Annotated in this window: 22 protein-coding genes and 1 pseudogene; 12 read left to right on the top strand and 11 right to left on the bottom strand. The window is 60.7% G+C overall.

Features of this window, described 5'->3' with window-relative positions:
* Nucleotides 1-37: 37 nt before the first annotated feature.
* From ACYZTZ_RS00505 to ACYZTZ_RS00495, 3 genes are all read right to left on the bottom strand, one after another.
* Complete coding sequence (locus tag ACYZTZ_RS00505; RefSeq protein WP_461996896.1) at nt 38-1,420, bottom strand: MFS transporter; 1,383 nt, start codon at nt 1,418-1,420, stop codon at nt 38-40.
* A 127-nt stretch (nt 1,421-1,547) separates the two neighbouring features.
* Nucleotides 1,548-2,282, bottom strand: a complete 735-nt coding sequence (locus ACYZTZ_RS00500; protein WP_056746146.1) for an ArsR/SmtB family transcription factor — start codon at nt 2,280-2,282, stop codon at nt 1,548-1,550.
* 316 nt (nt 2,283-2,598) lie between these two features.
* Nucleotides 2,599-3,528 carry a LysR family transcriptional regulator gene (locus tag ACYZTZ_RS00495; RefSeq protein ID WP_461996895.1) on the bottom strand — a complete coding sequence of 310 codons (930 nt, stop codon included), beginning with the start codon at nt 3,526-3,528 and terminating at the stop codon, nt 2,599-2,601.
* 119 nt (nt 3,529-3,647) lie between these two features.
* Between ACYZTZ_RS00495 and ACYZTZ_RS00490 the strand changes: the two genes are divergently transcribed.
* From ACYZTZ_RS00490 to ACYZTZ_RS00480, 3 genes are all read left to right on the top strand, one after another.
* Nucleotides 3,648-3,941 carry a putative quinol monooxygenase gene (locus tag ACYZTZ_RS00490; RefSeq protein ID WP_134421269.1) on the top strand — a complete coding sequence of 98 codons (294 nt, stop codon included), beginning with the start codon at nt 3,648-3,650 and terminating at the stop codon, nt 3,939-3,941.
* Nucleotides 3,942-3,975: 34 nt separating this feature from the next.
* The gene (locus ACYZTZ_RS00485) at nt 3,976-4,989 is read left to right on the top strand and encodes a zinc-binding alcohol dehydrogenase family protein (protein ID WP_461996894.1); all 1,014 of its coding nucleotides are present in this window, start codon (nt 3,976-3,978) and stop codon (nt 4,987-4,989) included.
* 149 nt (nt 4,990-5,138) lie between these two features.
* The gene (locus ACYZTZ_RS00480; protein ID WP_165353242.1) at nt 5,139-5,309 is read left to right on the top strand and encodes a hypothetical protein; all 171 of its coding nucleotides are present in this window, start codon (nt 5,139-5,141) and stop codon (nt 5,307-5,309) included.
* A gap of 8 nt (nt 5,310-5,317) precedes the next feature.
* Here ACYZTZ_RS00480 and ACYZTZ_RS00475 read toward each other — a convergent pair whose 3' ends face one another.
* Both ACYZTZ_RS00475 and ACYZTZ_RS00470 read right to left on the bottom strand, forming a co-directional pair.
* Nucleotides 5,318-6,514 carry a multidrug effflux MFS transporter gene (locus tag ACYZTZ_RS00475; protein WP_461996893.1) on the bottom strand — a complete coding sequence of 399 codons (1,197 nt, stop codon included), beginning with the start codon at nt 6,512-6,514 and terminating at the stop codon, nt 5,318-5,320.
* Between the two features lie 218 nt (nt 6,515-6,732).
* Complete coding sequence (locus ACYZTZ_RS00470) at nt 6,733-6,930, bottom strand: heavy-metal-associated domain-containing protein (protein WP_461996892.1); 198 nt, start codon at nt 6,928-6,930, stop codon at nt 6,733-6,735.
* A gap of 147 nt (nt 6,931-7,077) precedes the next feature.
* Between ACYZTZ_RS00470 and ACYZTZ_RS00465 the strand changes: the two genes are divergently transcribed.
* The 3 genes from ACYZTZ_RS00465 (at nt 7,078) to cueR (ending at nt 10,359) form a co-directional block, all read left to right on the top strand.
* Nucleotides 7,078-7,461 carry a hypothetical protein gene (locus tag ACYZTZ_RS00465; protein ID WP_461996891.1) on the top strand — a complete coding sequence of 128 codons (384 nt, stop codon included), beginning with the start codon at nt 7,078-7,080 and terminating at the stop codon, nt 7,459-7,461.
* A gap of 94 nt (nt 7,462-7,555) precedes the next feature.
* Nucleotides 7,556-9,949: a heavy metal translocating P-type ATPase gene (locus ACYZTZ_RS00460; protein WP_461996890.1), complete on the top strand. Its 2,394-nt coding sequence runs from the start codon at nt 7,556-7,558 to the stop codon at nt 9,947-9,949.
* Nucleotides 9,946-10,359: a Cu(I)-responsive transcriptional regulator gene (gene cueR, locus ACYZTZ_RS00455; RefSeq protein ID WP_008156539.1), complete on the top strand. Its 414-nt coding sequence runs from the start codon at nt 9,946-9,948 to the stop codon at nt 10,357-10,359. The genes ACYZTZ_RS00460 and cueR overlap by 4 nt, the downstream gene beginning before the upstream one ends.
* Here cueR and ACYZTZ_RS00450 read toward each other — a convergent pair.
* Together ACYZTZ_RS00450 and ACYZTZ_RS00445 are read right to left on the bottom strand one after the other, a co-directional pair.
* On the bottom strand, nt 10,313-11,533 hold the full coding sequence (locus ACYZTZ_RS00450) for an MFS transporter (protein WP_461996889.1): 1,221 nt from the start codon (nt 11,531-11,533) through the stop codon (nt 10,313-10,315). The genes cueR and ACYZTZ_RS00450 overlap by 47 nt on opposite strands.
* A gap of 309 nt (nt 11,534-11,842) precedes the next feature.
* The gene (locus ACYZTZ_RS00445; RefSeq protein WP_056746159.1) at nt 11,843-12,736 is read right to left on the bottom strand and encodes a PA4780 family RIO1-like protein kinase; all 894 of its coding nucleotides are present in this window, start codon (nt 12,734-12,736) and stop codon (nt 11,843-11,845) included.
* A 402-nt stretch (nt 12,737-13,138) separates the two neighbouring features.
* Between ACYZTZ_RS00445 and ACYZTZ_RS00440 the strand changes: the two are divergent.
* Together ACYZTZ_RS00440 and ACYZTZ_RS00435 are read left to right on the top strand one after the other, a co-directional pair.
* Nucleotides 13,139-14,227 (top strand): annotated as a pseudogene (locus ACYZTZ_RS00440) (cache domain-containing protein); the annotation flags it as partial.
* 90 nt (nt 14,228-14,317) lie between these two features.
* The gene (locus ACYZTZ_RS00435; protein WP_371916927.1) at nt 14,318-15,085 is read left to right on the top strand and encodes a methyl-accepting chemotaxis protein; all 768 of its coding nucleotides are present in this window, start codon (nt 14,318-14,320) and stop codon (nt 15,083-15,085) included.
* Nucleotides 15,086-15,201: 116 nt separating this feature from the next.
* Here ACYZTZ_RS00435 and ACYZTZ_RS00430 read toward each other — a convergent pair whose 3' ends face one another.
* Nucleotides 15,202-15,993, bottom strand: a complete 792-nt coding sequence (locus tag ACYZTZ_RS00430) for an AraC family transcriptional regulator (RefSeq protein ID WP_461996888.1) — start codon at nt 15,991-15,993, stop codon at nt 15,202-15,204.
* An 84-nt stretch (nt 15,994-16,077) separates the two neighbouring features.
* Here ACYZTZ_RS00430 and ACYZTZ_RS00425 point away from each other — a divergent pair, with 84 nt between their 5' ends.
* Nucleotides 16,078-17,106, top strand: coding sequence for a bile acid:sodium symporter family protein (locus tag ACYZTZ_RS00425; protein WP_461996887.1), 1,029 nt, complete (start codon nt 16,078-16,080; stop codon nt 17,104-17,106).
* Here ACYZTZ_RS00425 and ACYZTZ_RS00420 read toward each other — a convergent pair.
* Nucleotides 17,093-18,370, bottom strand: a complete 1,278-nt coding sequence (locus ACYZTZ_RS00420; RefSeq protein WP_461996886.1) for an acetyl-CoA C-acetyltransferase — start codon at nt 18,368-18,370, stop codon at nt 17,093-17,095. The genes ACYZTZ_RS00425 and ACYZTZ_RS00420 overlap by 14 nt on opposite strands.
* A gap of 136 nt (nt 18,371-18,506) precedes the next feature.
* On the opposite strand from ACYZTZ_RS00420, the gene ACYZTZ_RS00415 reads away from it, so the two are divergent.
* The gene (locus ACYZTZ_RS00415) at nt 18,507-19,859 is read left to right on the top strand and encodes a 3-oxoacyl-ACP reductase (RefSeq protein ID WP_461996885.1); all 1,353 of its coding nucleotides are present in this window, start codon (nt 18,507-18,509) and stop codon (nt 19,857-19,859) included.
* Between the two features lie 2 nt (nt 19,860-19,861).
* Nucleotides 19,862-20,716: a MaoC family dehydratase gene (locus ACYZTZ_RS00410; protein ID WP_461996884.1), complete on the top strand. Its 855-nt coding sequence runs from the start codon at nt 19,862-19,864 to the stop codon at nt 20,714-20,716.
* A 75-nt stretch (nt 20,717-20,791) separates the two neighbouring features.
* Here ACYZTZ_RS00410 and ACYZTZ_RS00405 read toward each other — a convergent pair whose 3' ends face one another.
* Together ACYZTZ_RS00405 and ACYZTZ_RS00400 are read right to left on the bottom strand one after the other, a co-directional pair.
* Entirely contained in the window at nt 20,792-21,205 is a 414-nt protein-coding gene (locus tag ACYZTZ_RS00405; RefSeq protein WP_046044730.1) for a response regulator, read from the bottom strand.
* A 59-nt stretch (nt 21,206-21,264) separates the two neighbouring features.
* A complete protein-coding gene (locus ACYZTZ_RS00400) occupies nt 21,265-21,474 on the bottom strand; it encodes a Flp family type IVb pilin (RefSeq protein ID WP_347802889.1) in 210 nt (69 codons plus the stop codon).
* A 324-nt stretch (nt 21,475-21,798) separates the two neighbouring features.
* On the opposite strand from ACYZTZ_RS00400, the gene cpaB reads away from it, so the two are divergent.
* A complete protein-coding gene (gene cpaB, locus ACYZTZ_RS00395) occupies nt 21,799-22,746 on the top strand; it encodes a Flp pilus assembly protein CpaB (protein ID WP_461996883.1) in 948 nt (315 codons plus the stop codon).
* Nucleotides 22,747-22,767: the final 21 nt, after the last annotated feature.

Below are 22,767 nucleotides of genomic sequence, written 5' to 3'. Positions count from 1 at the left end.
CTTCGCGAGCAAGCCCGCTCCCACATTTACTCAGTGTTTAACTGACGATCGTCGCCTCGCTCAACTCCTCCAGCGTCTTGCCCCGGGTCTCCATCCCGAACACCCACACCACCCCCGCCGCAATCGCAAAACACATCGCCCCTAGCGCAAACACCCCGCCCTGCCCGGTCATCGGGAACACCAGCCCGGTCACCATTGGCCCGAGCAACGAACCCACGCGGCCAATCGCCGAAGCGAAACCCGAGCCCGTGGCCCGCGCCGATGTCGGGTACAACTCCGGCGTGTAGGTGTAAAGCACCGCCCACATGCCGAACAGGAAAAACTGCATCAACAGCCCCGACGCAATCAACAGGCTGACGTTGCCGCCAAACACCGCGCTCTGACCATAAAGAAACGCCATCACCCCGCCGCCGAGTAACGTCACCACGCACACCGGTTTACGCCCCCAACGCTCCACCAGCCAGGCGGCCATCAGGAAACCGGGAATCCCGCCAAGGGAAATCAACACCGTGTAATACACCGACTGGGTCACGGCAAAACCCGACTGCTGCAGCAAAGCACTGAGCCAGGACGTCAGGCCATAGAACCCCAGCAAGGCAAAGAACCAGACGCTCCAGATCATCATCGTGCGCTGGCGGTACAGCGGCGACCAGATCTGCCGCAACGCGGAAAAGAAATGGCCCGGCGTACTCGCCACTCTCGGCAGGCGGATCGGCTCAGGCAGATCCGAACGCCCCAGAGATGTCCGGACCCGATTTTCGATGCGCAGCAAGACCTTGTCTGCCACGTCATGATGCCCGGCCTGTTCCAGCCAGCGCGGTGATTCGGGAATGAAAAAGCGAATCGCCAGGACAAACACCGCCGGCACCGCCAACACCAGGAAGATGTCCCGCCAGCCAACCACCGGCAGCAGGAAGTACGACAGTACCCCGGCGGCGACGAAGCCCAGCGGCCAGAAACCGTCCATCAACGCAATGTAGCGCCCGCGCCGTTTGGCAGGAATCAGCTCCGAGAGCATCGATTGAGCAATGGGAAACTCCATGCCCATGCCGATCCCCAACAGGATTCGAAACAACGTCAGCGTTTCGACGTTCTGCGCCGTGGAGCACAGATAACTGGCGATCCCCCACAACACGATGCTCCACTGGAACACCGGTTTGCGCCCGAAGCGGTCGGCCAGCATGCCGGACAGCGACGCCCCCACAACCATGCCGAAAAAGCTCGAGCTGGCCAGCAACCCGGCCTGTGCCGTGCTCAGGCCAAACTCGGTTTTGATCGAGCCGAGCAGAAAAGTCATCATCGCCAGGTCCATGGAGTCGAAGAAAAACGCCAGGGCAATGATGATGAAAATGATCCGGTGATAACCGCTGATGGGCAGCCGTTCCAGTCGTTCTGCCGCGCTGAAGCCTCGTGTTTCCATGCCACATTCCCCCAATCCGAAAGTCCCCGGACGAGTGTGCGCGATAGCTGCTGGGGGTTACTGCTGGATGCGACCTGTTCGCAGCTCTGAACGACGCCCGAAGCTTCGAACGTCGATCTCGATGCGTCTACAACGCCATTTCCAGCTCGGTTTCCTTGGCGAACCGATGGATTTCACGCTGCCCCGCAGCGGTGATCTGCAAGGATCGAGAATCGTTGGGCAGGCTCAACCAACCTGACTGCATGAACAATTGCAGCAACGCCGCCCCCAGTGATCCGCCCATGTGCGGGCGTCTTTCGCTCCAGTCCGGACAAGCGCAGGCGACCCGGCTGTTGCGATGAGCCAGCGCCTGGATGAACACACCCCGCGTCGCCAATTGCGTGGCGCCCTTGTGGGTGATCATGACCCGCTGATCGAACTGTTCGATCCAGCCCGCATCCAGCAGACGCTGGTAAAGATCGGCGGCAAGGGTGCCGCCCAAATGGTCGTCGCAAAGCCTGGCGCGCAAGAGTGACGAAGGCGCCGTTTGAGGTTTGGCGAGGGGGGGCGTGCGTTTGAAAACGTCCGGGACTTCCCGAGGCGTGCTGGCCAGGGTGGCGCTGGCCAGTGCCTCTATCGCCGCACCCACTTCAGGGGCGGCAAGACGGAAGAACCGCTTGCGGCCGCGGAACTCGACTTTCAACAGACCTCCGGCGGACAAACGCCCCAGATGCGCACTGGCCGAAGACGGTGACAGGCCGGCCAACAAGGCCAGCTCTTCGGTTTGCCGCGCCGAGCCGTCCATCAAGGCCCACATCATTGCGCTGCGCTTTGGGTCAGCCAGCAACGTGGCGATCTGGCTGATGCAAGGTGCATGTTCCATGTATTCACTCCCTGTTGAATCGTTTCGTCTACTGCTCAGAGACATCTTGACCAGTAATGTGTCGTCGGCCAAGGCGTGGAAACCGCCATAACCCGGGCAAAGCCGGTCAATCGCACAGGCCATTGCTTCGCAGGTTTCGCAAAGCCGCGGCGATTGACCATGGGCCTGGCTGACTCGGACGTGGACTCGCTATGGCGAGATCGACGGTGCGTACATGAGGCGAGCGCTAGTATATGCGGGTTAACCGCCGGTTCCTGCCCTTGGGAAACCATTGGTGGTGATAGTTCCTGAGTGAAATTTCGCTATTTGCCTGCGACTAATGATCGGTACCCGATAACGTCGGAAATTGGCTACTCAACCGGGCGCATCGGCTGGCGAGCATTTCCCGCAAAAGGTTCACCGGCTTACTCAATTGTGCGCGATGGGCGCACAGCAAATTCAGCGGTGCGCGCTCACAGAGCAGTTCCGGCATGAGCACTTTCAATCGACCGGCCAGCACATCGGCCGCGACATCGAGCCAGGATTTGTAGGCGACCCCGGCACCTGCCACGGCCCACAGACGGACGACATCGGCATCATCGCTGAAACGATCGCCGCTGACGGTCAGGCTGACCTCGCGTTTGCCGTCGTGAAAACTCCAATGGTCGTGGACCCGGCTACCGAGCATGAACAGCAGGCAGTTGTGCTGAGCCAGTTGCTCCAGCTGCCGTGGCTCGCCATGCCGCGCCAGGTAACTCGGGGCGGCACAGAGGACGCGGCGGTTCTGCGGAGCAATGGGCAGCGCCACCAGGCTTGAGTCTTCCGGCTCGCCGTACCGCAGGGCGATGTCCACCGGTTGGCGGAACAGGTCGGCGATGCGGTCGCCCAACAGCAAACGCACCGTGAGTTTCGGATGCTCACGCTGAAACTCGTCCAGCCAGGGCAGCAGCAGATTGCGGCCAAAGTCCGAAGGTGCCGACAGCTGCAAAATACCGCTGACCTGGTCCTGACCGCGGGCCAATAAACGACGGCCCTCATCGAGATTGCTCAAGGCGGCCCGAGCGTATTCGAGAAATCCCTCGCCTTCAGCGGTCAGCCGCAGGCTACGGGTAGAACGGGCGAGCAACCGGGCACCGAGCTGCTGTTCGATGCGCTTCAACGCCGCACTGGCCACCGCAGCCGACATGTCCATCCCCCGCGCCGCTGCTGACAGACTGCCCAGGTCCGCCGCCCGGACAAACAACTGCAAGTCATCGAAACGCAGCATTGTTCAGCCTCGATTATCAAAAAAATATTGAAAGAGACTGCTCTTTTAGCGGGTTTTATCTTGAAGAGAAATAGCCAATCATCCGTCCCATCGAATTCATCCCGTTCCCGGAGCCGAACATGTCCCAGCCTTTTACCGCTATCGCCACCCTCATCGCCAAAGCCGGCCAGCAAGATGCCCTCGAACAGCACCTGCGTGCGCTGCTGGAACCGACCCGCGCCGAGGCCGGTTGCGGTCAATACGACTTGCACCAGGACCTCGCCAATCCTCACGCCTTCTACATGATCGAAAAATGGAGCAGCGACGAAGCCCTGCAAGCCCATGACGCCAGCGCGCATATCCAGAACTTCCGCGCCAAGGCTGGCGACTTTCTCGAACACTTCGACCTCAAGCGCCTGCGCTCCATCGTCTGATTTCTTCCTTCTTTATTACTTTTCAGGAGCTCCAATGAAAGCCATTGCCTACTACGCCTCCTTGCCAATCAGCGACTCAAACGCTCTGCAAGACATCGAACTGCCAGAACCGGTTGCCGGCCCGCGTGACCTGTTGGTGGAAGTCAAAGCCATCTCGGTCAACCCGGTGGACACCAAGGTCCGCCAGAACGTCCAGCCTGAAGCGGGCACGCCGAAAGTGCTGGGCTGGGATGTGGCCGGTGTGGTCAAGGCCGTCGGCAGTGAAGTGACGCTGTTCAAGGCCGGCGACAAAGTGTTCTACGCCGGCTCCATCGCCCGCGCTGGCGGTAACAGCGAACTGCACGTGGTAGACGAGCGGATCGTCGGCCATATGCCGAAAACCCTCGGCTTCGCCGAAGCCGCCGCGCTGCCGCTGACCGCAATCACCGCGTGGGAATTGCTTTTCGAGCGTCTGCAAGTGCGTGAAGGCAAAACCGATGAAGGCCAGAGCCTTTTGATCGTTGGTGCCGCTGGCGGTGTGGGGTCGATCCTCACGCAACTGGCCAGCCAGCTCACCGGGCTGAACGTCATCGGCACGGCTTCCCGCCCGCAAACCCAGAGCTGGGTTCGTGAGCTGGGCGCCGATCTGGTGATCGATCACAGCCAGCCGTTGAGCGAAGAACTCAAACGCGCGGGTGTCGATCAGGTGACTCACGTCGCCAGCCTGACCCAGACCGATCACCACCTGGATCAGTTGGTCGAGGCTTTGGCACCGCAAGGCAAACTGGCCCTGATCGATGATCCGAAGGCGCTGGACGTGACCAAGCTCAAGCGCAAGAGCCTGTCGCTGCACTGGGAGTTCATGTACACCCGCTCGCTGTTCGAAACCGCAGACATGATCGAGCAGCACACATTGCTTAACCGCGTGGCTGAGCTGATCGACGCCGGGACGCTGAAGACCACGGTCGGCGAGCATTTCGGGACCATCAACGCGGCGAACCTGCGTCGCGCCCATGAGCTGCTGGAAAGCGGCAAGTCCAAGGGCAAGATTGTGCTCGAAGGGTTCTGAAACAAACTGACACAGTTGTCGCCCAGATGGGCGACACCGTCAGTCCGAGAGTTGACCCTTGTCACAATTGCGATCGTATTGAGGTCTACAATCGAGACTCTGCGGCACAGTCTTTTACGTAACATCTTTTACGAGAGGAGAGATCAGCAATGAAGATCCTGATAAAAGAATTGGCAAAATCCCAGTGGCAAGTCCGTCTGGACCAACATGCCGTGACGTTCCGCAGTGAAGCCGAAGCCCGCGCCTTCACCCGTACCCTTGAAGCGCGACTACAAGCACCTCATCAAATTATTGACCGCCAGCAGCGTGCCGCTGGCTGAGTCCGTCCTCAGACCTGGGCTTGCGCCAGCGCCCGGGTATTTTGCAAACGCCGGGTGAGCATCGCCACGCTCACCACCAGAATTCCGCACAGGCTGATGACCATGGCCATCGGCATGGCGCTGCCGTCGTGTAAAACACCCACCAGTGCTGCTGCTCCGGCGGCGACGCTGAATTGCAGGCAACCGAGCATCGCCGACGCACTGCCGGCGCGAGCGCCCTGCCCGTTCATGGCGCAGGCCGAGGCGTTGGGGAGGATGCAACCGAGGCTGGCGATGCAGACAAACAGCGGAATCAGCAATGGCCATAGCTGCGCGGTGTGCAGCGAACTGACGGCCAGCAGCGCCAGACCCGCGCCGACGTAGATCCACACGGTGCGCGCCAGCAAGAACGCCGGGCCTCGCTTGGCCAGCAATCGTGCATTGAGCTGCGCCACCAGGATGAAACCCGCCGCGTTGGTACCAAACAGCCAACCGAAATGCTCGGGCGGCACGCCATACAGCTTGATGAAGACGAACGGTGAACCGGCGATGTAGGCAAACATCCCGGCGATGGCGATGCCACCGGTCAAGGCGTGGCCGAGATAGACCGGATCCGACAACAGTCGACCGTACTGACGCAACGCCCCCGACAATGGTTGACGCGGCACATGGGCCGGCAGACTTTCCGGCAGCCCCAGCGCCACGGCCAAACCCGCCAGTGCACTGAAACCGGTCAACACGAGAAAGATCGACTGCCAGCCCGTGGTGTTGACCAACAGCCCGCCCAGCATCGGCGCAAGAATCGGCGCCAGGCCCATCACCAGCATCAGCTGCGAAAAGACCTTCGCCGACCCCACCGCATCGCATTTATCGCTGACAATTGCCCGCGCGATCACCATCCCCGCGCACCCACCCAATGCCTGAACGAAGCGTGCGCCGATCAACCATTCGAGGCTCGGCGCATAGGCGCAGGCCAGGGAGGCCGCGGTGAACAGGCCGACGCCGGTCAGCAAGGGAATGCGGCGCCCGAAGCGATCCGCCACCGGACCGTAAGCCAGTTGACCGATGGACAAGCCAAGGAAGTACGCCGCCAGGGTCAGCTGAACGTGTTTTTCATCGGTGGCGAAGGCGAGCGCCATCGCCGGGAAGGCCGGCAGATAGAAATCGATCGCCAGCGGACCGAAGGCGCTCAAGGCGCCAAGAATCAAAATGGTACGGAAATTCATCAGGCATCCAGTTGGACAGGGTCGGCAGCCCCACAGTCTAGCCGCGCATGGACGCCTTGAACATTCCGTTAGGTCGCTAACTATTAAAAACCCCTGGATGAATACAATTCCATGTGGGAGCGAGCCTGCTCGCGAAGGCGGAGCGTCAGTCGACATCGATGCTGAATGACACTCTGCCTTCGCGAGCAGGCTCGCTCCCACAGGAATTGTGTTTGGACTCAGGCAACCTTTACCTCGTAGCCTTCTTCGGTGATCACGGCGATCACCTGATCCGCCGACAAAGCACTCTCGACGCCGACTTCTTTCGCGGCCAGATCGATACGCACGCTGGCCGCAGGATCCTTGGCTTGCAGCGCCTGAGTGATGGCTTTGACGCAGTGACCGCAGGACATGCCTTGAACGTTGAACACTTGCATGGGATGACTCCTTGAGTAAGGTTGCGTGCAGTCTTGAGCTTGCCACCGTGGCAAGGTCAAGTTCTGAAGTGAACTGCCGGGCTGGCAATCAGCGTCGCGCTCGGCCAAGCTGCGTCCATCAATGACTCGACATCAGGAGATTCAGCCATGCGCTGGCCAGCTCTCAGCCTGTTTGGCTTTCTCAGCCTATTTGCCGCGACACCTTCAGTTCAAGCCGCCGGGGAGGACTATGGCGTACTGATCATTTCCCGCGAGCGCCTGGAAGTCGCGACCTCCTGCGAGATCGGCGTGTACATTCACGATCAGCTGTCGGCGCGGTTGTTCCAAGAACAAAGCACCTCGTTCAACCTGCCGCCGGGCAATGTCTCCTTGCGCCTGAAGCTGCTGCCGGGCCAGGCGCCGGGTTGCAACCCGGGCATGCTCGCACCGGGTTCACAGAACATTACGCTCAAGGCCGGTGACGTGTTGAAGTTCCGGATTGCGATGACGCAGGAAGGGATGTACCTCAAGCCTGCGGCCCTGGACTACTGATCGCCACACCGATCGTTGATCTGAGACATGGCGCTTGACCTTGCCAGCATGGCAAGGTTGATCCTGTAGGTATCTTCTACAGGGAGCGTGACCGATGTCCGAATCCACCACTTTCGATTTGCCGATTGCCGGCATGACCTGCGCCAGTTGCGCCGGACGTGTCGAGCGTGCCTTGAGCAAAGTCATCGGCGCCTCTGCCGTCAGCGTCAACCTGGCCACCGAACAGGCCCGGGTTCAAGCGCCCAGCGACAGCCTGCCGGCCTTGATGGACGCCGTGCAGCAGGCGGGTTACAGCGTGCCGCAGCAAAGTCTGGAATTGAGCATCGATGGCATGACCTGCGCCTCTTGCGTCGGCCGGGTCGAACGAGCGCTGGCCAAGGTGCCGGGGGTCAAGAGCGTCAGCGTTAACCTGGCCAACGAACGCGCCCACCTTGAGCTGCTCGGCCAGATCGATCCGCAAACCTTGATCGCTGCCGTGACCAAGGCGGGCTATAGCGCCAGTGTCTGGGAAGTCGAACACCCGCAAACCGATCATCAACAACAACGCCTGCACCGCGAGCGTTGGGCCTTGATCATGGCGATTGTCCTCGCCTCGCCGTTGGTGCTGCCGATGTTGCTGCAACCGTTCGGCGTGCACTGGATGCTCCCGGCCTGGGTGCAATTCGCGTTGGCCACGCCGGTGCAATTCATCTTCGGTGCGCGCTTTTACGTCGCTGCCTGGAAAGCCGTGCGCGCCGGTGCGGGCAACATGGATTTGCTGGTCGCGTTGGGCACCAGCGCCGGTTATGGCTTGAGTCTCTATGAATGGGCCACCGCCGCCGGGCGCATGCCGCATCTGTATTTCGAAGCCTCGGCGGTGGTGATCGCGCTGGTGCTGCTGGGCAAGTATCTGGAAAGCCGCGCCAAGCGCCAGACTGCCAGTGCCATTCGCGCCCTCGAAGCCTTGCGCCCGGAGCGGGCGATTCAGGTGATCGACGGCCGCGAGCAGGACGTCGCCATCAGCGCCTTGCGTCTGAATGATCTGGTCATGGTCAAACCCGGCGAACGCTTCCCGGTGGACGGTGAAGTGGTCGAAGGCCAGAGCCACGCCGACGAAGCGCTGATCAGCGGCGAAAGCCTGCCGGTGCCCAAACAACCCGGCGACAAGGTCACCGGCGGCGCGATCAATGGCGAAGGCCGGTTGCTCGTTCGCACCCTGGCCCTGGGCGCGGAAACCGTGCTCGCCCGCATCATCCGCCTGGTGGAAGACGCTCAAGCGGCGAAGGCGCCGATCCAGAAACTGGTGGATAAAGTCAGTCAGGTGTTTGTCCCTGCGGTCTTGCTGATTGCGTTGGCAACCTTGATCGGTTGGTGGTTGTACGGCGCGCCGATGGAAACGGCGCTGATCAATGCCGTGGCGGTATTGGTGATCGCTTGCCCGTGCGCCCTGGGGTTGGCCACGCCAACGGCAATCATGGCAGGGACCGGGGTGGCGGCACGCTATGGGATTCTGATCAAGGACGCCGAAGCGCTGGAGCGTGCCCATGAAGTCAGTGCGGTGGTGTTCGACAAGACTGGCACGCTGACTTCGGGTGCCCCACGCATCGCTCATTTGAGCGCCATCAACCATGACGAAGCGGCCCTGCTGCAAATGGCCGGCGCCCTGCAACGCGGCAGCGAACATCCGCTGGCCAAGGCGGTGCTGGACGCTTGCGCCGAACGCGGCTTGACCGTGGCCGATGTCAGCGACAGTCAATCGCTGACCGGCCGTGGCATCGCGGGCACTCTCGACGGTTGTCGATTGGCGTTGGGCAATCGTCGTCTCCTGGAAGAGAGCGGCTTGAGCGCTGGTGAATGGGCGGACTCCGCCACCGCGTGGGAAACCGAAGGCCGGACCCTGTCCTGGCTGATCGAGCAAAGTCCCGAACTTCGTGTGCTGGGCCTCTTCGCTTTCGGCGACACCCTCAAACCCGGCGCGCTGCAAGCTGTGCAACAACTCAACGCACGCAACATCAGCAGCCATCTGCTGACCGGCGATAATCGCGGCAGTGCCAAAGTGGTTGCCGAGGCGCTGGGCATCAAGGATGTTCACGCCGAAGTACTGCCGGCGGACAAAGCCGCCACCGTCGCCGAACTGAAAAAAACCGGCGTCGTGGCCATGGTCGGCGACGGCATCAACGACGCACCCGCCTTGGCCGCCGCCGACATCGGCATCGCCATGGGCGGTGGCACCGACGTTGCGATGCACGCGGCCGGGATCACCCTGATGCGCGGCGACCCACGACTGGTACCGGCGGCGCTGGAGATCAGCCGCAAGACCTACGCGAAGATTCGTCAGAACCTGTTCTGGGCCTTCGTCTACAACCTGATCGGCATTCCGCTGGCAGCGTTCGGCTTCCTCAACCCGGTGCTGGCCGGTGCGGCCATGGCGTTGTCGAGCGTCAGCGTGGTGAGCAATGCGCTACTGTTGAAAACCTGGAAACCCAAGGATCTGGAGGACAACCGATGAACATCGGCCAAGCGGCCCGCCAAAGCGGCCTGAGCGCGAAGATGATCCGTTATTACGAATCCATCGGCTTGCTCAAGGCCGCCCATCGTACCGACAGCGGTTACCGGGTTTACGGCGACGACGACCTGCACACCCTGGCGTTCATCAAGCGTTCCCGGGACCTGGGGTTCTCACTGGAAGAGGTCGGCAAACTGCTGACCCTCTGGCAGGACCGCCAAAGGGCCAGCGCCGATGTGAAGGCCCTGGCCCGTCAGCACATCGACGAGCTGAACCAGAAAATCCGCGAACTCGGCCAACTGCGCGACACCCTGCAGGACCTGGTCGAACACTGCCACGGCGATCACCGTCCCGACTGCCCGATCCTCAAGAACCTGGAGTCGGGCTGTTGCGCCCAACCCGCTCGCCCCTGATTGCCAGCCCCTTCACCACCAACAAGGTGGTGAGGGGAATCCCGTGGAACAACAGCACCACGGCACCCGGCGTCCACCATGAATAGAACGGCGCGGCGATCAGCATGCCGACGCCGAACCCGGTCATTTGCAACAGCGTCAGGAAGCTGAAAATCGGCAGGCGCAGGCTGTCCGGTTCACGTTGCAGCCGTGACATCAAGCCGACTTCCGAGAAGCCGTCGCCGAGGCCCGCCGGCAGCGAAAACAACAGCAGCCCGTAAAGGGTCTGTTGCTGAAACATCAGGATGAAGCCGCAGGACATCAGCAACACACCAAAGAAAAATCGTCGTTCCAGGTTCACGTTGTCCGAGCCTTTCAGCCGGCTGGCGATGCGCGCACCGATGAGTTTTCCGCAGGCCCAGACCGCCAACATCAGGCCCAGCGTGGTGCTGGCCGACTCGGGCGTCAGCAGTCTGGAAATAATCGGAAAACCCACGTTGTGCGCGGCACTGCCAAGGGTGTCAGCCATGGCCACCGCGAGCATCGCCGCCACCACCGGTGTGCTGCGCAGTCCCTGGAGCAGGGCCACCCATTCACCACGCTCGTGGCTGGGTTCGTCACTGGGCACAGGTTTTGAAAAACGCAGCGGCAAGATGAACAACGCGGCCAGCAGATAAGTGACCACGTTCAATGCAAACACCGTTTCAAAGCCGAATGCTGCCACCAATAGCCCTGACACCAGACTTCCGCCGACCATGGCGGCCGACGACGCCGAGGTGATCCAGGCGTTGGTCTTGAGCAACTGCTCAGCCTCGATCAAGTGCGGTAACTGGCTGTTGAGGCCGATGGCGAACATCGAGTTGCCGAATCCCAGACCGAAAGCGATCACCGGTAACAGCAGCATCTGCTGGGTGACCGGCAGCACCAGCAGCAGCCCCAGCAGCCCGGCGCGCAACAGGTCGAAGGCAACCAGCGGCAGGCGCCCGGCCCAACGGCGATAAAACGTCGTACCGATTAGGCTGGCGAATATTCCACCGGCCACGCGGCTGGCGAGGAAGATGCCGACGCTCATGGCGCTGTTGCTGAGCAGGTAGACGTAGGTGGCCAGGGCGACCATGTTGAGGAAGGCGCCGAAGTCCGAGACCAGACGGGCGGTGATGATCAGTTGGGCATTGCGGGTGGATAGGGTGTTCACATTCAATCCTTGAGTGTGGTTTTGGGCCGATGGCAGTAGACGCGATTTTGTGTAGATCTGAAAGCCACCCCTCACCCTAACCCTCTCCCCAAAGGGGCGAGGGGACTGATTGGGGATATCTCAAGAAAATCTGCGACCTGAGAGCTCGTGTCGAACTCAGGATTTGAAAGCAATGGATATCTGCTCCCTTTCCCCTCTCCCCCGTGGGGGAGAGGGCTGGGGTGAGGGGGTAGATCTACCTGACACCACACGACAACCCCTATTGCCCATAAAAAAACCCGGCCAACAGCCGGGTTTTTCGTTAACCGATCACTGCATCCAGGGCGGAGGCGGTTCTTCGGCTTTGCTCGGTGGCGCGTCGTCAGCAGCGCGGATCGCTTGCTTGCGCTCTTCATCAAGGCGTGCCGCCTCGATTTCACGCATGATCCCGCCAACGTCAGCCAACTCTTCCGGCTCATCGAACTCGCCGGTCAAGACGCTGGCCGGGTGCAAGGTGCCGGCTTCGAACAGGGCCCACATTTCCTTGGCGTACTTGGTCTTTTTCAACTCCGGCGCAAACCGCCCGAAGTAGGACGCCATGTTGCCAACATCCCGCTCCAGCATGCTGAACGCGTGGTTGTTGCCCGCCGCGTCGACCGCTTGCGGCAGGTCGATGATCACCGGGCCGGTCGGGGTCAGCAGTACGTTGAACTCCGACAGGTCACCGTGCACCAAACCGGTACACAACATCAGCACGATCTGCGAAATCAGGAACGCGTGATACTCGCGCGCCTGATCCGGCTCCAGCACCACGTCGTTCAGACGCGGCGCGGCATCACCGTACTCATCGGCCACCAGCTCCATCAACAGCACGCCTTCAAGGAAGTCGTAAGGCTGAGGAACCCGCACGCCAGCACCGGCCAGACGGAACAATGCCGCCACTTCGGCGTTCTGCCAGGCGTCTTCGGTTTCTTTCTTGCCGAACTTGGAGCCCTTGGCCATCGCACGAGCCTGACGGCTGTTGCGCACCTTGCGGCCTTCCTGATACTCGGCCGCCTGACGGAAACTGCGTTTATTCGCCTCCTTGTAGACCTTCGCGCAACGTAACTCGTTGCCGCAGCGCACCACATAAACAGCTGCTTCTTTACCACTCATGAGTGGGCGCAGCACCTCGTCGACCAGACCGTCCTCGATCAGGGGTTCAATGCGTTTTGGAGTCTTCATCAGCTTTTATTGGGGGTCCTTTATTACCAAACACGCGAAAGTCATTCGTTATACGGCAATCCACTCATTCGGGGGAGGGGTTGCCGACCTATGAACGTTCCTGTGACCGTCAAGAAGCACACAATGTGCCGGTTTAATCAGTCAGCAACCGCCGGTCGTCATCGGCCGCCACAGATCATAGCTGACCCTGCGTCACTTGTTGCTGAAGGGCTAAGCGGGTATTTGCGACAGAAGCTGACATCTCGATTCATACCCTTCGTAGGATTTTTCTTAATAGGCCTAAATTTCCCCAGCCATCAGCCGAAGTTATCAATGACAAAGTGATTTGTCCGACAATCGTTCTGCCAATAATCCGCGAGTCATCTGCACTGCGTGGGCCTACAAGAAAAATCTGGAGCGCGGATGAACATCAAACAGAAGTTGACCTGGGCGTTTGCAATCATCGCCTGCTTGCCGGTGGTGCTGGTCGCTACCCTGGTTGTGCTGAACTTGCGCAGTGATGCCAAGGACAGTTTCGTTGACGGCAGTGGTCGCGAGATTCGTCAGGTCAGCAACGCCATGCAACTGTTCTTTGACGGCATCAGCCAGAACGTGGATTACCTGGCGACCCAACCGCTGATCAAGAATTCCGACGACAGCCTCAAGACGTACATGAGCGCCAACGCCGAAAGCATTCCTCAAGGCGAGATGGACAAGAAGGTCTTCGGCCTCCTTCAGGACCTGGGTAACAGTCACCCGTCCTACGCCTATGCCATCCTCGGCACCGCGGCGGGCGGTTATGTGTCCTGGCCGGACGATGCCAAGCTGAGCAACTACGACCCGCGCCAGCGCCCCTGGTACAAGGCTGCCCAGGCCAAACCGGGCAAGCCGTTCCGCACCGAGGCCTATTACTGGGCCCAGGACGACGCGACGTACGTCAGTACCGTGCGCACCATCGACAACAAGTTGGGCACCAATGGCGGTGTGGTCAGCATCGACGTGACGCTCAAGCAGCTCACTGAAATCGTCAAGCAGATCAAGCTCGGTGAAACCGGCTACCTGATGCTGCTGGAAAACACCGGCACCGTGCTGGTCGATCCGAAGCAACCGGAACACAACTTCAAAGCCTTGAGCAGCCTCGGCGAGGGCTACGCGCAACTGGCCAAGGCCGGCAAAGGGCTGGTGGAAGTCGAGCTGAACGGCGAACGCTACATGGCCAACGTCTGGCCGTCTGAGCAGCTGGGCTGGACCTTTATCGGCCTGATCAAGCAGACCGATGTGATGAGTTCGGCCACCCAGCTGACCTGGCTGATCGCGATCATCGCCGCCGTGCTGGCCGTGTTCTTCGCCATCGTCGGCGCCAGTTTCGCCAGCCTCATCGTGCGACCGATCCGCAGCGTGGCCAGCGGTCTGGAAGGCATCGCCCAAGGTGAAGGCGACCTGACCAAGAACCTGCAAATCCGTGGCAGCGACGAAACCGCGCAACTGGCCAACTGGTTCAACCAGTTCTTGGCGGCGATCCGCAACCTGATCCAGAGCATTGGCGGCGCCGCGACCAAGATCCTCGCCACCTCCAAGAGTTCGACCCAGGTCTCCAGCGACATGGCCGAAGCCGCCGGGCGTCAGCGTGAAGCGGTCGACATGGTCTCCACGGCGTTCCACGAAATGGTCGCCACCGCCAACGAAGTCGCGCGTTCTTGCAGCCAGGCGGCGGAATCGGCCGACAGCGGCCAGCGTCAGGCGCGTGAAGGTCAGCAACAGATTGATGCAGCCGTGACCAGCGTTGATCGCTTAAGCCAGGAAATCGAACAGTCGGCCCAGTCGATGCAGCAGCTTGAGCGCGACAGCAACGACATTCAGTCAATCCTCGGGACCATTCGCTCGATTGCCGAACAGACCAACCTTCTGGCGCTGAACGCCGCTATCGAAGCGGCACGGGCTGGTGAACAGGGTCGTGGGTTTGCGGTGGTGGCCGATGAAGTTCGGGCGCTGGCCAAGCGCACGGCGGATTCCACGGCGGAAATCGACGGTTTGCTGGGCAACCTCGCCAAGCGCACCAGTCAAGTGACTCAGCAAATGCACGCCAGCCTGGAAGTGTCTCAGCAATCGGTAACGCGGATCGGTGAAGCACGCAGCAGCTTCGGGCTGATTCGGGAGTCGGTGGACGTGATCCGTGACATGAACACCCAGATCGCTACCGCGGCAGAAGAACAGCATCAGGTGGCTGAAGACATCAATCGGCACATCAGCCAGATTCATGGTGATGCGCAGTTGGTGGCGGAACTGGCGAACTCGGCGCGGCTGGATTCGCAGAGTCTGGCAGGGTTGTCGAATGAGCTGGATGGGTTGGTGCGCCGCTTCAGAACCTGATCCAAAACCCCGGTGGCCGCTACGCGGCCAATCGTCGGAACGCCGCCCGGAGCCGGCTCGCTCCCACAAGGACACTGCAAAACCCTGTGGGAGCGAGCCTGCTCGCGATTGGGCCGTCACTGCTTGAACAATTCTCCTGGGGTAAACCCGAACAGGCTTTTGAACGCCGCAATAAACGCCGAAGTCGAGTCATACCCGCAAGACAGCGCGGCATTGGTCACGCTGTCCCCCTCCTCCAGCAAACTCAACGACGACAGCAACCGCATCCGCTGTCGCCACCCTCGAAAGCTCAACCCGGTTTCACGCTGAAAGAGCCGCATCAAGGTTTTCTCCGAGGTGCCCAACCGCTCGGCCCACGCCTGCAAGGTCACATTGCGCTCAGGGCTTTCAATCAGTTCGTTGCACAACCCCAGCAACCGTTCATGGCGCGGCAACGGCAGCGAAAAGCCAACCTCCGGCAGATGCGCCAACTGATCCAGCAGCACACTCACCAGCCGCGCTTCCTGGCTGTCGCCCTGTGGATATTCAACCGGCAGCAAACAAAAACTCTTGATCAACTCCCGGGCCAACGGCGTCACTTCCAGCACCCGGCAACGCCCGTCCGCCCATTCACAATCCTCGCGGCGCACATAGAGACTGCGCATCTCGGCGCGCATCGAAGTCACCACCTGGTGCTCGAGATCGGCCGGAATCCAGATGCCCCACTGCGGCGGCGCAAAGAAACTGCCTTCGGCGGTGTGCACGCCGAGAACGCCGCTGATCGCGTAAGAGAACTGCACCCAATCGTGTCGATGCGGCGGCGTCCATGAACCGGCGTTGAGACTTTCCGCACGGGCATACAGCGGACGCGGCAGCGCCGTCAGCGTCGGAATCGTCCGCTCGAGGGAAAGTTGTCCGTTAGTCGGCATTGATTGGCCTTATGTCGCAAGACGGCTGATGGAGCCGACGTTAGGCTAAGTCACCAATTCTTACAAATGTATTCGGTGCCTGTTATGCATGCCTTCAAACACCTCAAACGCGTGGTCACCGACTGGTTCTTGTGCGGCATGTTGATCGCCACGCTGCTGGCGTATTTCTTCCCGACCTTTGGTGCCACCGGCGGCGGAATGCACGCTGAATACGTGATCAACATCGGCGTGTTCCTGGTGTTCTTCCTGCACGGGGTCAACCTGTCCAGCGAGCAGATCACTCACGGTCTGAAAAACTGGAAGCTGCACGTGATGGTCCAGGGGTTCACCTTCGCGGTGTTTCCGCTGATCTGGCTGCTGAGCGACACGCTGTTGGGTTCGCACATTCCGTCGCTGCTGATGCTGGGCTTCCTGTACCTCTGCGCCCTGCCCTCGACCATTTCCTCGTCCGTGGCCCTGACCGGCAGCGCGGGCGGCAACGTACCGGCGGCGATTCTCAACGCGAGCCTGTCCAGCGTGCTAGGGATTTTCTTGACGCCGTTGCTGGTGAGTTTCGTGGTCGGCAGCGGCGCCGGCGGCATCGATCTGGGCGCAACCCTGCTCGACCTCTGCGCCATGTTGCTGTTGCCGCTGGTGCTCGGCCAATTGGTTCGGCCGTTCCTCGGCAAGTTCTTCGCCCGCCACAAGCGCTACACCAACATCGCCGACAAGCTGGTGATTCTGTTGCTGGTCTACGCGGCGTTCTGCAATTCGATGGTCTCGGGAATGTGGCAAAAGCAGGGCAACAGCGTAATCCTCACGGCACTGATCGGCAGTGCGATCCTGCTGGCGATCATCCTGTGGATGACCACCCGCACCGCTCGCGCATTGAAATTCAGCCCGGCCGATGAAATCGCCGCGGTATTCTGCGCCAGCAAAAAATCACTGGCCGCCGGTGCGCCAATGGCGACACTGATCTTCGGCGCCAACCCGGGGCTTGGGCTGATCCTGTTGCCGATCATGATCTACCACCCGTTGCAGCTGATCGTCTGCTCGGTCATGGCCGAGAGTTACGCCAACCGCAACCGGCAGCTGGCCCAACAGCAAAGCGCCGCAGTCCTCAGCGCTCAATAATCACTGTCACACCCTGGCCACCGGCGGCGCAGATCGAGATCAACCCTCGACCCTGCCCCGCCGCATCCAGCAACTTCGCCAGGCTCGCGACGATGCGTGCGCCAGTCGCTGCAAACGGATGCCCCGCCGCCAGTGAACTGCCTTTGACGTTGAGGCGGCTGCGGTCGATGGAGCCCAGTGGCGCATCAAGACCGAGGCGGGTTTTGCAATATTCCGGATCCTCCCAGGCCTTCAGCGTGCAGAGCACCTGCGCGGCGAAGGCTTCGTGGATTTCGTAGTAATCGAAGTCCTGCAAGGTCAGGCCGTTGCGCGCCAGCAAACGCGGCACTGCATACACCGGCGCCATCAACAATCCTTCCGCACCGTTGACGAAATCCACCGCCGCCACCTCGCCATCGCGCAAATAGGCAAGGACCGGCAAGCCGCGCTCCTTGGCCCATTCTTCACTGCCCAGCAGCACCAGCGATGCGCCATCGGTGAGCGGCGTCGAGTTGCCCGCCGTCAGGGTGCCCTTGGCGCTTTTCTCGAACACCGGTTTGAGTGAGGCGAGTTTTTCCAGGGTCAGGTCCGGGCGCAGGTTGTTGTCGCGGGTCAGGCCGAGGAACGGCGTCATCAAATCGTTGTGCCAGCCTTCAGTGTAGGACGCGGCCATTTTCTGGTGACTTTCCAAGGCCAGTTGGTCCTGTTCGTCGCGCGGAATGTTCCAGGCCTGGGCCATCAACTCGCAGTGCTCACCCATCGACAGGCCAGTGCGTGGCTCGTTGATGGTTGGCAGATCCGGGATCAGGTGACGGGGGCGCAGTTGCAGGAAGGTTTTCAGTTTATCGGCGGTGGTTTTGGCGCGGTTGGCTTGCAGGAGGATTTTGCGCAGGCCTTCGTTGACGCCCATCGGCACGTCGGAGGTGGTGTCGACGCCGCCAGCGATGCCGCATTCGATCTGGCCCCGCGCGATTTTATTCGCCACCAGCAACGTCGCTTCCAGACCGGTGCCGCACGCCTGCTGAATGTCGTAGGCCGGGGTGGTTGGCGACAGCCGTGAGCCGAGCACACATTCGCGGATCAGGCTCATATCCCGGGAGTGCTTGGCCACCGCCCCCGCCGCCACTTCGCCCAGGCGCAAACCGTGCAGGTTGTAGCGTTCGATCAGGCCTTCGAGCGCGGCGGTGAGCATCGCCTGATTACTGGCGGTGGTGTACGGCCCGTTGGAGCGGGCGAAGGGAATACGGTTACCACCAATAATCGCAACGCGGCGCAGTTGAGTCATGAAAAGCTCCTGATGAAATATTCAAATTGAGAACCGCCCTCCTACAATGTTCTAGCGTAGGCCTTATCTCGTGGATCGAACGACTGATTGCCATTCATGGTCCACACTTTGAACCCCAGCTGCTGGAGCGCGTTCCATGTCTGACCGCTATATCGACTTCGCCAATTCGTCCATCGGCCATCGTTTGGTCGGGGCCCTGGGTCTGCCGTCACCGGTTCGGCTGGAGCGCTGGCAAGCAGGCCGGCTGCGGCCTGTCGAGGGGGCGCTGTTGTTAGGCGGTGGCCCGTTGACGGAGAAAATCAGCACCTTCGCCAACCGCCTGACCGATGCGATTTACAGCTACGGCACCGAGCCTTCGCTGGCCACTGCGTGGATTCCCGGCCACGGCCCCAAACTCAAAGCCGTGGTGTTCGACGCCAGTGACCTGGTGCAGGCCGATCAACTCAAACAGCTGCGCGAGTTCTTCCAGCCGTTGATTAAAAACCTCGACCACAGCGCGCACCTGGTGATTCTGGGTCGCGCGCCGGAGACCTTGAGCGATCCGTTCGCCGCCAGTGCCCAGCGAGCGCTGGAAGGCTTCAGCCGCTCGTTGGCCAAGGAGCTGCGCAGCGGTGGCACCTTGCAGCTGATTTATGTCGGCGAAGGGGCGGAGGATCAACTGGAAGGCCCGCTGAGGTTTTTCCTCTCGCCCAAAAGTGCATTCGTTTCCGGGCAAGTGATTCGCTTGAATGCCTGCAACACACAAGTGACGGACTGGACTCGCCCGTTGTCCGGCCGCACGGCACTGGTCACGGGTGCTGCACGCGGCATCGGTGCCTCCATCGCCGAAACCCTGGCCCGTGACGGGGCCGAGGTGATCCTGCTCGACGTAGCACCGGCCAAGACTGATCTCGAAGCCCTCGCCGCACGCCTCGGCGGGCGCAGCATCACCCTGGATATTTGCGCCGAAGATGCCGCTGCGCAGTTGATCGAGCAACTGCCCGACGGCATCGACATCGTGGTCCACAACGCTGGCATCACCCGGGATAAAACCCTGGCCAATATGACCCCGGAATTCTGGGACGCGGTGTTGGCGGTCAACCTCAATGCCCCGCAAGTGCTGACCAAGGCACTGCTCGACAGCGGCACCCTGCACGACAACGGCCGGGTGATCCTGCTGGCGTCCATCAGCGGCATCGCCGGCAATCGCGGGCAAACCAATTACGCAGCGAGCAAGGCCGGTCTGATTGGCCTGGCCCAAGCCTGGGCGCCGCTGCTGAATGAGCGCGGCATCAGCATCAATGCGGTAGCACCCGGCTTCATCGAAACCCAGATGACCGCGCACCTGCCGTTCGGCGTGCGTGAGGCCGGGCGGCGCATGAGTTCGCTGGGCCAGGGCGGCCTGCCGCAAGACGTTGCCGAAGCGGTGGCGTGGCTGGCTCAACCGGGCACCGGCGCGTTCACCGGGCAAGCGCTGCGAGTGTGCGGACAAAGTGTTTTGGGGGCTTAGGCATGATCATCGATTGGCACATACTCAACCGCGAACCCAGCTTGTCGGGACTGTACGTGCGGGCCGCGACGCGACGCAAAATCACCGGCACCACCCTGCCCGATTCGGGTCTGCGCTGCTGGATCAATGTCGATCCGAAGCGCCTGGCGGACTATCGCAAAGTCTGCGGTTTTGCCGAAAACGGTTTGTTGCCGCCAACCTATCCACACATCCTCGCGTTCGCCTTGCAGATGCAATTGCTGACGGCCAAGGAGTTTCCATTTCCGCTGCTGGGGTTGATTCACCTGAGTAACCGCATTCGCATCTTTCGCCCAATGGGCGGCGTGAATCGCGTGCGGGTCAGCGTTCAGGTGCAAAACCTTCAACCCCATGAAAAGGGCGCGACGTTCGATCTGGTGACCACGCTCGACGATCAGTTGGGGGCGTTGTGGGAAGCTGAAAGCCAGATGTTGTGCCGCGGGGTCAAACTCGCAGGCGAGCCCGTCGAGGACGTGTTGGCATCGACGCTGGAGATGTCGGAAGTCGCCCGCTGGAAAGCGCCGTCGGACATTGGGCGGCAGTACGCCAAAGTGTCCGGCGACTACAACCCGATTCACCTGAGTGCCATCAGCGCCAAACTCTTCGGTTTTCCTACCGCCATCGCCCATGGGTTGTGGAACAAGGCGCGTACGCTGGCGGCGTTAAGTGATCATCTGCCGGCGGCGAATGTCGAGATTGCGGTGCAATTTCGCAAACCGGTGCGGTTGCCCAGTGAGGTGACGTTGCTGGCCAGTGCGGCAGGGTCGAGCGGGGATTTGCTGTTGGTGGGTGCGGGGGATTTGGAGCATATGGCTGGGCATTGGCGGCCGGTTGCCTGACCCGATCGTTTCCGAACTCTGCGTTCGGCTCTTGGGACGCAGAGCGTGGGAACGATCAATCAGCTAGCGCCGTCCTCACGGACTCACTAAATCCATGCGAGGCTGCGGAAACAAATTATTCAACGTTTCCAACAACCGCACGTGATAAATCGGCTTGCGAAACAGGTCGAGCACCTGCAACCGCAACATGTCACTGACATCCTCCATGTCCGCATGCCCCGACGTCACAATCACCGGCAAATGCTGGCGGGACGTATGCTCGCGCAACCGTTTGATCAACGACATGCCACTCTCCTCCGGCATCCGCAGATCAGTGATCACCAACGCAATATCAGGGTGGCGCGTCAGATGATTCAGCGCGAGCTTGACCGAGGTGGCGGTAAAGCAATTGAAGCCCTCGCCCTCCAGCAACTCCGCCAACTCCAGCAACGCATCCTCCTCATCATCGACCAGAAGAAGCTGTTGGCGTGGAAGTGAGGGAGCGTTCATGGGCAACACCTGCAATGGACTAAGCGCTGACGTTAGAAGCCCTTTGGGACATTAGCAAGTTACGGTGTACCGCCCAATGCAGTAGTGATTTTTCCAAAGATATTCGTGATCGTAGTGCCCATTCCAGCACTGAGTCCGGCAATCACCACCGCAACCATGGCCGCAACAATCGCGTACTCAATACCTGAGGCACCCTCGGTATCTTTGGCCAGTCCCTTGTAAAAAGCGATTTCGGATTTGATCTTCTGAGCAATCTTTGTAAAGGACATGGCAGCTCTCCTGAAAGACGGCGGGTGTTGCACAGTCGCAACATGATTCCCCTTTGCCAGCATCAGCATTGTCGGCATTCCCCGTACCCACAACTGTAAGAACGAATTATCACTAAAGTATTAGTCGCTTCGTTGACGCCAAAAAAGTCACTTTTTCGCCCTAGCTACTTACTTTCGTTCGTTATTTTCAGTCCCGTAATGGCTTTTTGCTCTAGCTGAGCTACCGTCAAATAGCGAAATAGTTCCATGTTCATAGCTGCCTGATTGCGAAGTTGTCTCGTTGGATGCGACGAGGTCTCAAGCAGCAGGAAAGGGAGAGCCGTCATGAACAGTCGTATCACTCTGGGCCTGGCCGGTTTGTTTCTGGTGGGCGCCATTATTGCCGGTTACTGGGGCCTCACACTGAGCCGCCAACCCGCTCCCGAGCCTGTCGTGCAACCCGGGATCGTCACGCCTGCACCCATCGCCCAGACGCCTGCCCCCGTGGACGACACCACCCGCCAACCGGTCGTGGTGTTGCTGCATGATGTGCCACCGTTCGTGCCGATCAGTGCAACCGACGTGACCCTGGAAAAACTCCGTACCGTCCCGGCCGGCAGCCTGAGCAGCCTCGATCAAGCGATTGGCCGAACGCCCTGGCGCGCCCTCAGCGCCGGCACCTGGCTCAATGATGAAAGTTTTGAAGCCGGCGGCAGACTGGCGCGGATGATTCGTCCCGATGAACGCGCCCTTGCCGTCGCGGTGGATGAAGTGATCAATGCCGGTGGGCAACTGACACCGGGGGACTATGTCGATGTACTGCTGTTCCTGCGCATGGACAACAACAACCTTCAGCCGTCGGCGCAACTGGTGGTGCCAGCCCTGCGGGTGCTCGGGGTGGGTGAACAGATGGGGATGACCAACGACGGTCAACCCGCAAGCCCGGTCCGCAGCATCGAAGAAAAACTCAGGCAGGAACAATTGCGCACCAGCGCCCGCAGCGTCTTGCTTGCCGTCCCCGAACAACTATTGAGTCGCCTGATGTTGGCGGCCCAGGCCGGCGTGTTGCGCCTGGCCGTACGCAGCGCCGATGAAAAACGTCTGGCTCGTTACTGGGCCGGCGAAAGCGATTCATCGGCCAACCTTGCCAGTGCCAACCGCGAGTTGATCCAGTTCAGCCAACTGGCCATGACGCCCCCACCCAAACCTGTCGTCACCCACGGCGGCACAGCACCGCGCAAGTCGAGCGTGGAAGTCATCCGTGGCAACGAAATTACCCAACAAACCCCCTGAATCGAGCAAGGACGCATCTAA

The organism is Pseudomonas sp. LB3P58, assembly GCF_054897895.1.
Note: the sequence above shows the minus strand (reverse complement) of the source record. Positions and strands in the feature narration are given on the sequence as shown.

What these genes read in the sequence shown, in the direction of transcription:
- ACYZTZ_RS00505 (WP_461996896.1), bottom strand. Translation starts at nt 1,420, where the DNA reads ATGGAAACACGAGGCTTCAGCGCGGCAGAACGACTGGAACGGCTGCCC.
- ACYZTZ_RS00500 (WP_056746146.1), bottom strand. Translation starts at nt 2,282, where the DNA reads ATGGAACATGCACCTTGCATCAGCCAGATCGCCACGTTGCTGGCTGAC.
- ACYZTZ_RS00495 (WP_461996895.1), bottom strand. Translation starts at nt 3,528, where the DNA reads ATGCTGCGTTTCGATGACTTGCAGTTGTTTGTCCGGGCGGCGGACCTG.
- ACYZTZ_RS00490 (WP_134421269.1), top strand. Translation starts at nt 3,648, where the DNA reads ATGTCCCAGCCTTTTACCGCTATCGCCACCCTCATCGCCAAAGCCGGC.
- ACYZTZ_RS00485 (WP_461996894.1), top strand. Translation starts at nt 3,976, where the DNA reads ATGAAAGCCATTGCCTACTACGCCTCCTTGCCAATCAGCGACTCAAAC.
- ACYZTZ_RS00480 (WP_165353242.1), top strand. Translation starts at nt 5,139, where the DNA reads ATGAAGATCCTGATAAAAGAATTGGCAAAATCCCAGTGGCAAGTCCGT.
- ACYZTZ_RS00475 (WP_461996893.1), bottom strand. Translation starts at nt 6,514, where the DNA reads ATGAATTTCCGTACCATTTTGATTCTTGGCGCCTTGAGCGCCTTCGGT.
- ACYZTZ_RS00470 (WP_461996892.1), bottom strand. Translation starts at nt 6,930, where the DNA reads ATGCAAGTGTTCAACGTTCAAGGCATGTCCTGCGGTCACTGCGTCAAA.
- ACYZTZ_RS00465 (WP_461996891.1), top strand. Translation starts at nt 7,078, where the DNA reads ATGCGCTGGCCAGCTCTCAGCCTGTTTGGCTTTCTCAGCCTATTTGCC.
- ACYZTZ_RS00460 (WP_461996890.1), top strand. Translation starts at nt 7,556, where the DNA reads ATGTCCGAATCCACCACTTTCGATTTGCCGATTGCCGGCATGACCTGC.
- cueR (WP_008156539.1), top strand. Translation starts at nt 9,946, where the DNA reads ATGAACATCGGCCAAGCGGCCCGCCAAAGCGGCCTGAGCGCGAAGATG.
- ACYZTZ_RS00445 (WP_056746159.1), bottom strand. Translation starts at nt 12,736, where the DNA reads ATGAAGACTCCAAAACGCATTGAACCCCTGATCGAGGACGGTCTGGTC.
- ACYZTZ_RS00435 (WP_371916927.1), top strand. Translation starts at nt 14,318, where the DNA reads ATGGCCGAAGCCGCCGGGCGTCAGCGTGAAGCGGTCGACATGGTCTCC.
- ACYZTZ_RS00430 (WP_461996888.1), bottom strand. Translation starts at nt 15,993, where the DNA reads ATGCCGACTAACGGACAACTTTCCCTCGAGCGGACGATTCCGACGCTG.
- ACYZTZ_RS00425 (WP_461996887.1), top strand. Translation starts at nt 16,078, where the DNA reads ATGCATGCCTTCAAACACCTCAAACGCGTGGTCACCGACTGGTTCTTG.
- ACYZTZ_RS00420 (WP_461996886.1), bottom strand. Translation starts at nt 18,370, where the DNA reads ATGACTCAACTGCGCCGCGTTGCGATTATTGGTGGTAACCGTATTCCC.
- ACYZTZ_RS00415 (WP_461996885.1), top strand. Translation starts at nt 18,507, where the DNA reads ATGTCTGACCGCTATATCGACTTCGCCAATTCGTCCATCGGCCATCGT.
- ACYZTZ_RS00410 (WP_461996884.1), top strand. Translation starts at nt 19,862, where the DNA reads ATGATCATCGATTGGCACATACTCAACCGCGAACCCAGCTTGTCGGGA.
- ACYZTZ_RS00405 (WP_046044730.1), bottom strand. Translation starts at nt 21,205, where the DNA reads ATGAACGCTCCCTCACTTCCACGCCAACAGCTTCTTCTGGTCGATGAT.
- ACYZTZ_RS00400 (WP_347802889.1), bottom strand. Translation starts at nt 21,474, where the DNA reads ATGTCCTTTACAAAGATTGCTCAGAAGATCAAATCCGAAATCGCTTTT.
- cpaB (WP_461996883.1), top strand. Translation starts at nt 21,799, where the DNA reads ATGAACAGTCGTATCACTCTGGGCCTGGCCGGTTTGTTTCTGGTGGGC.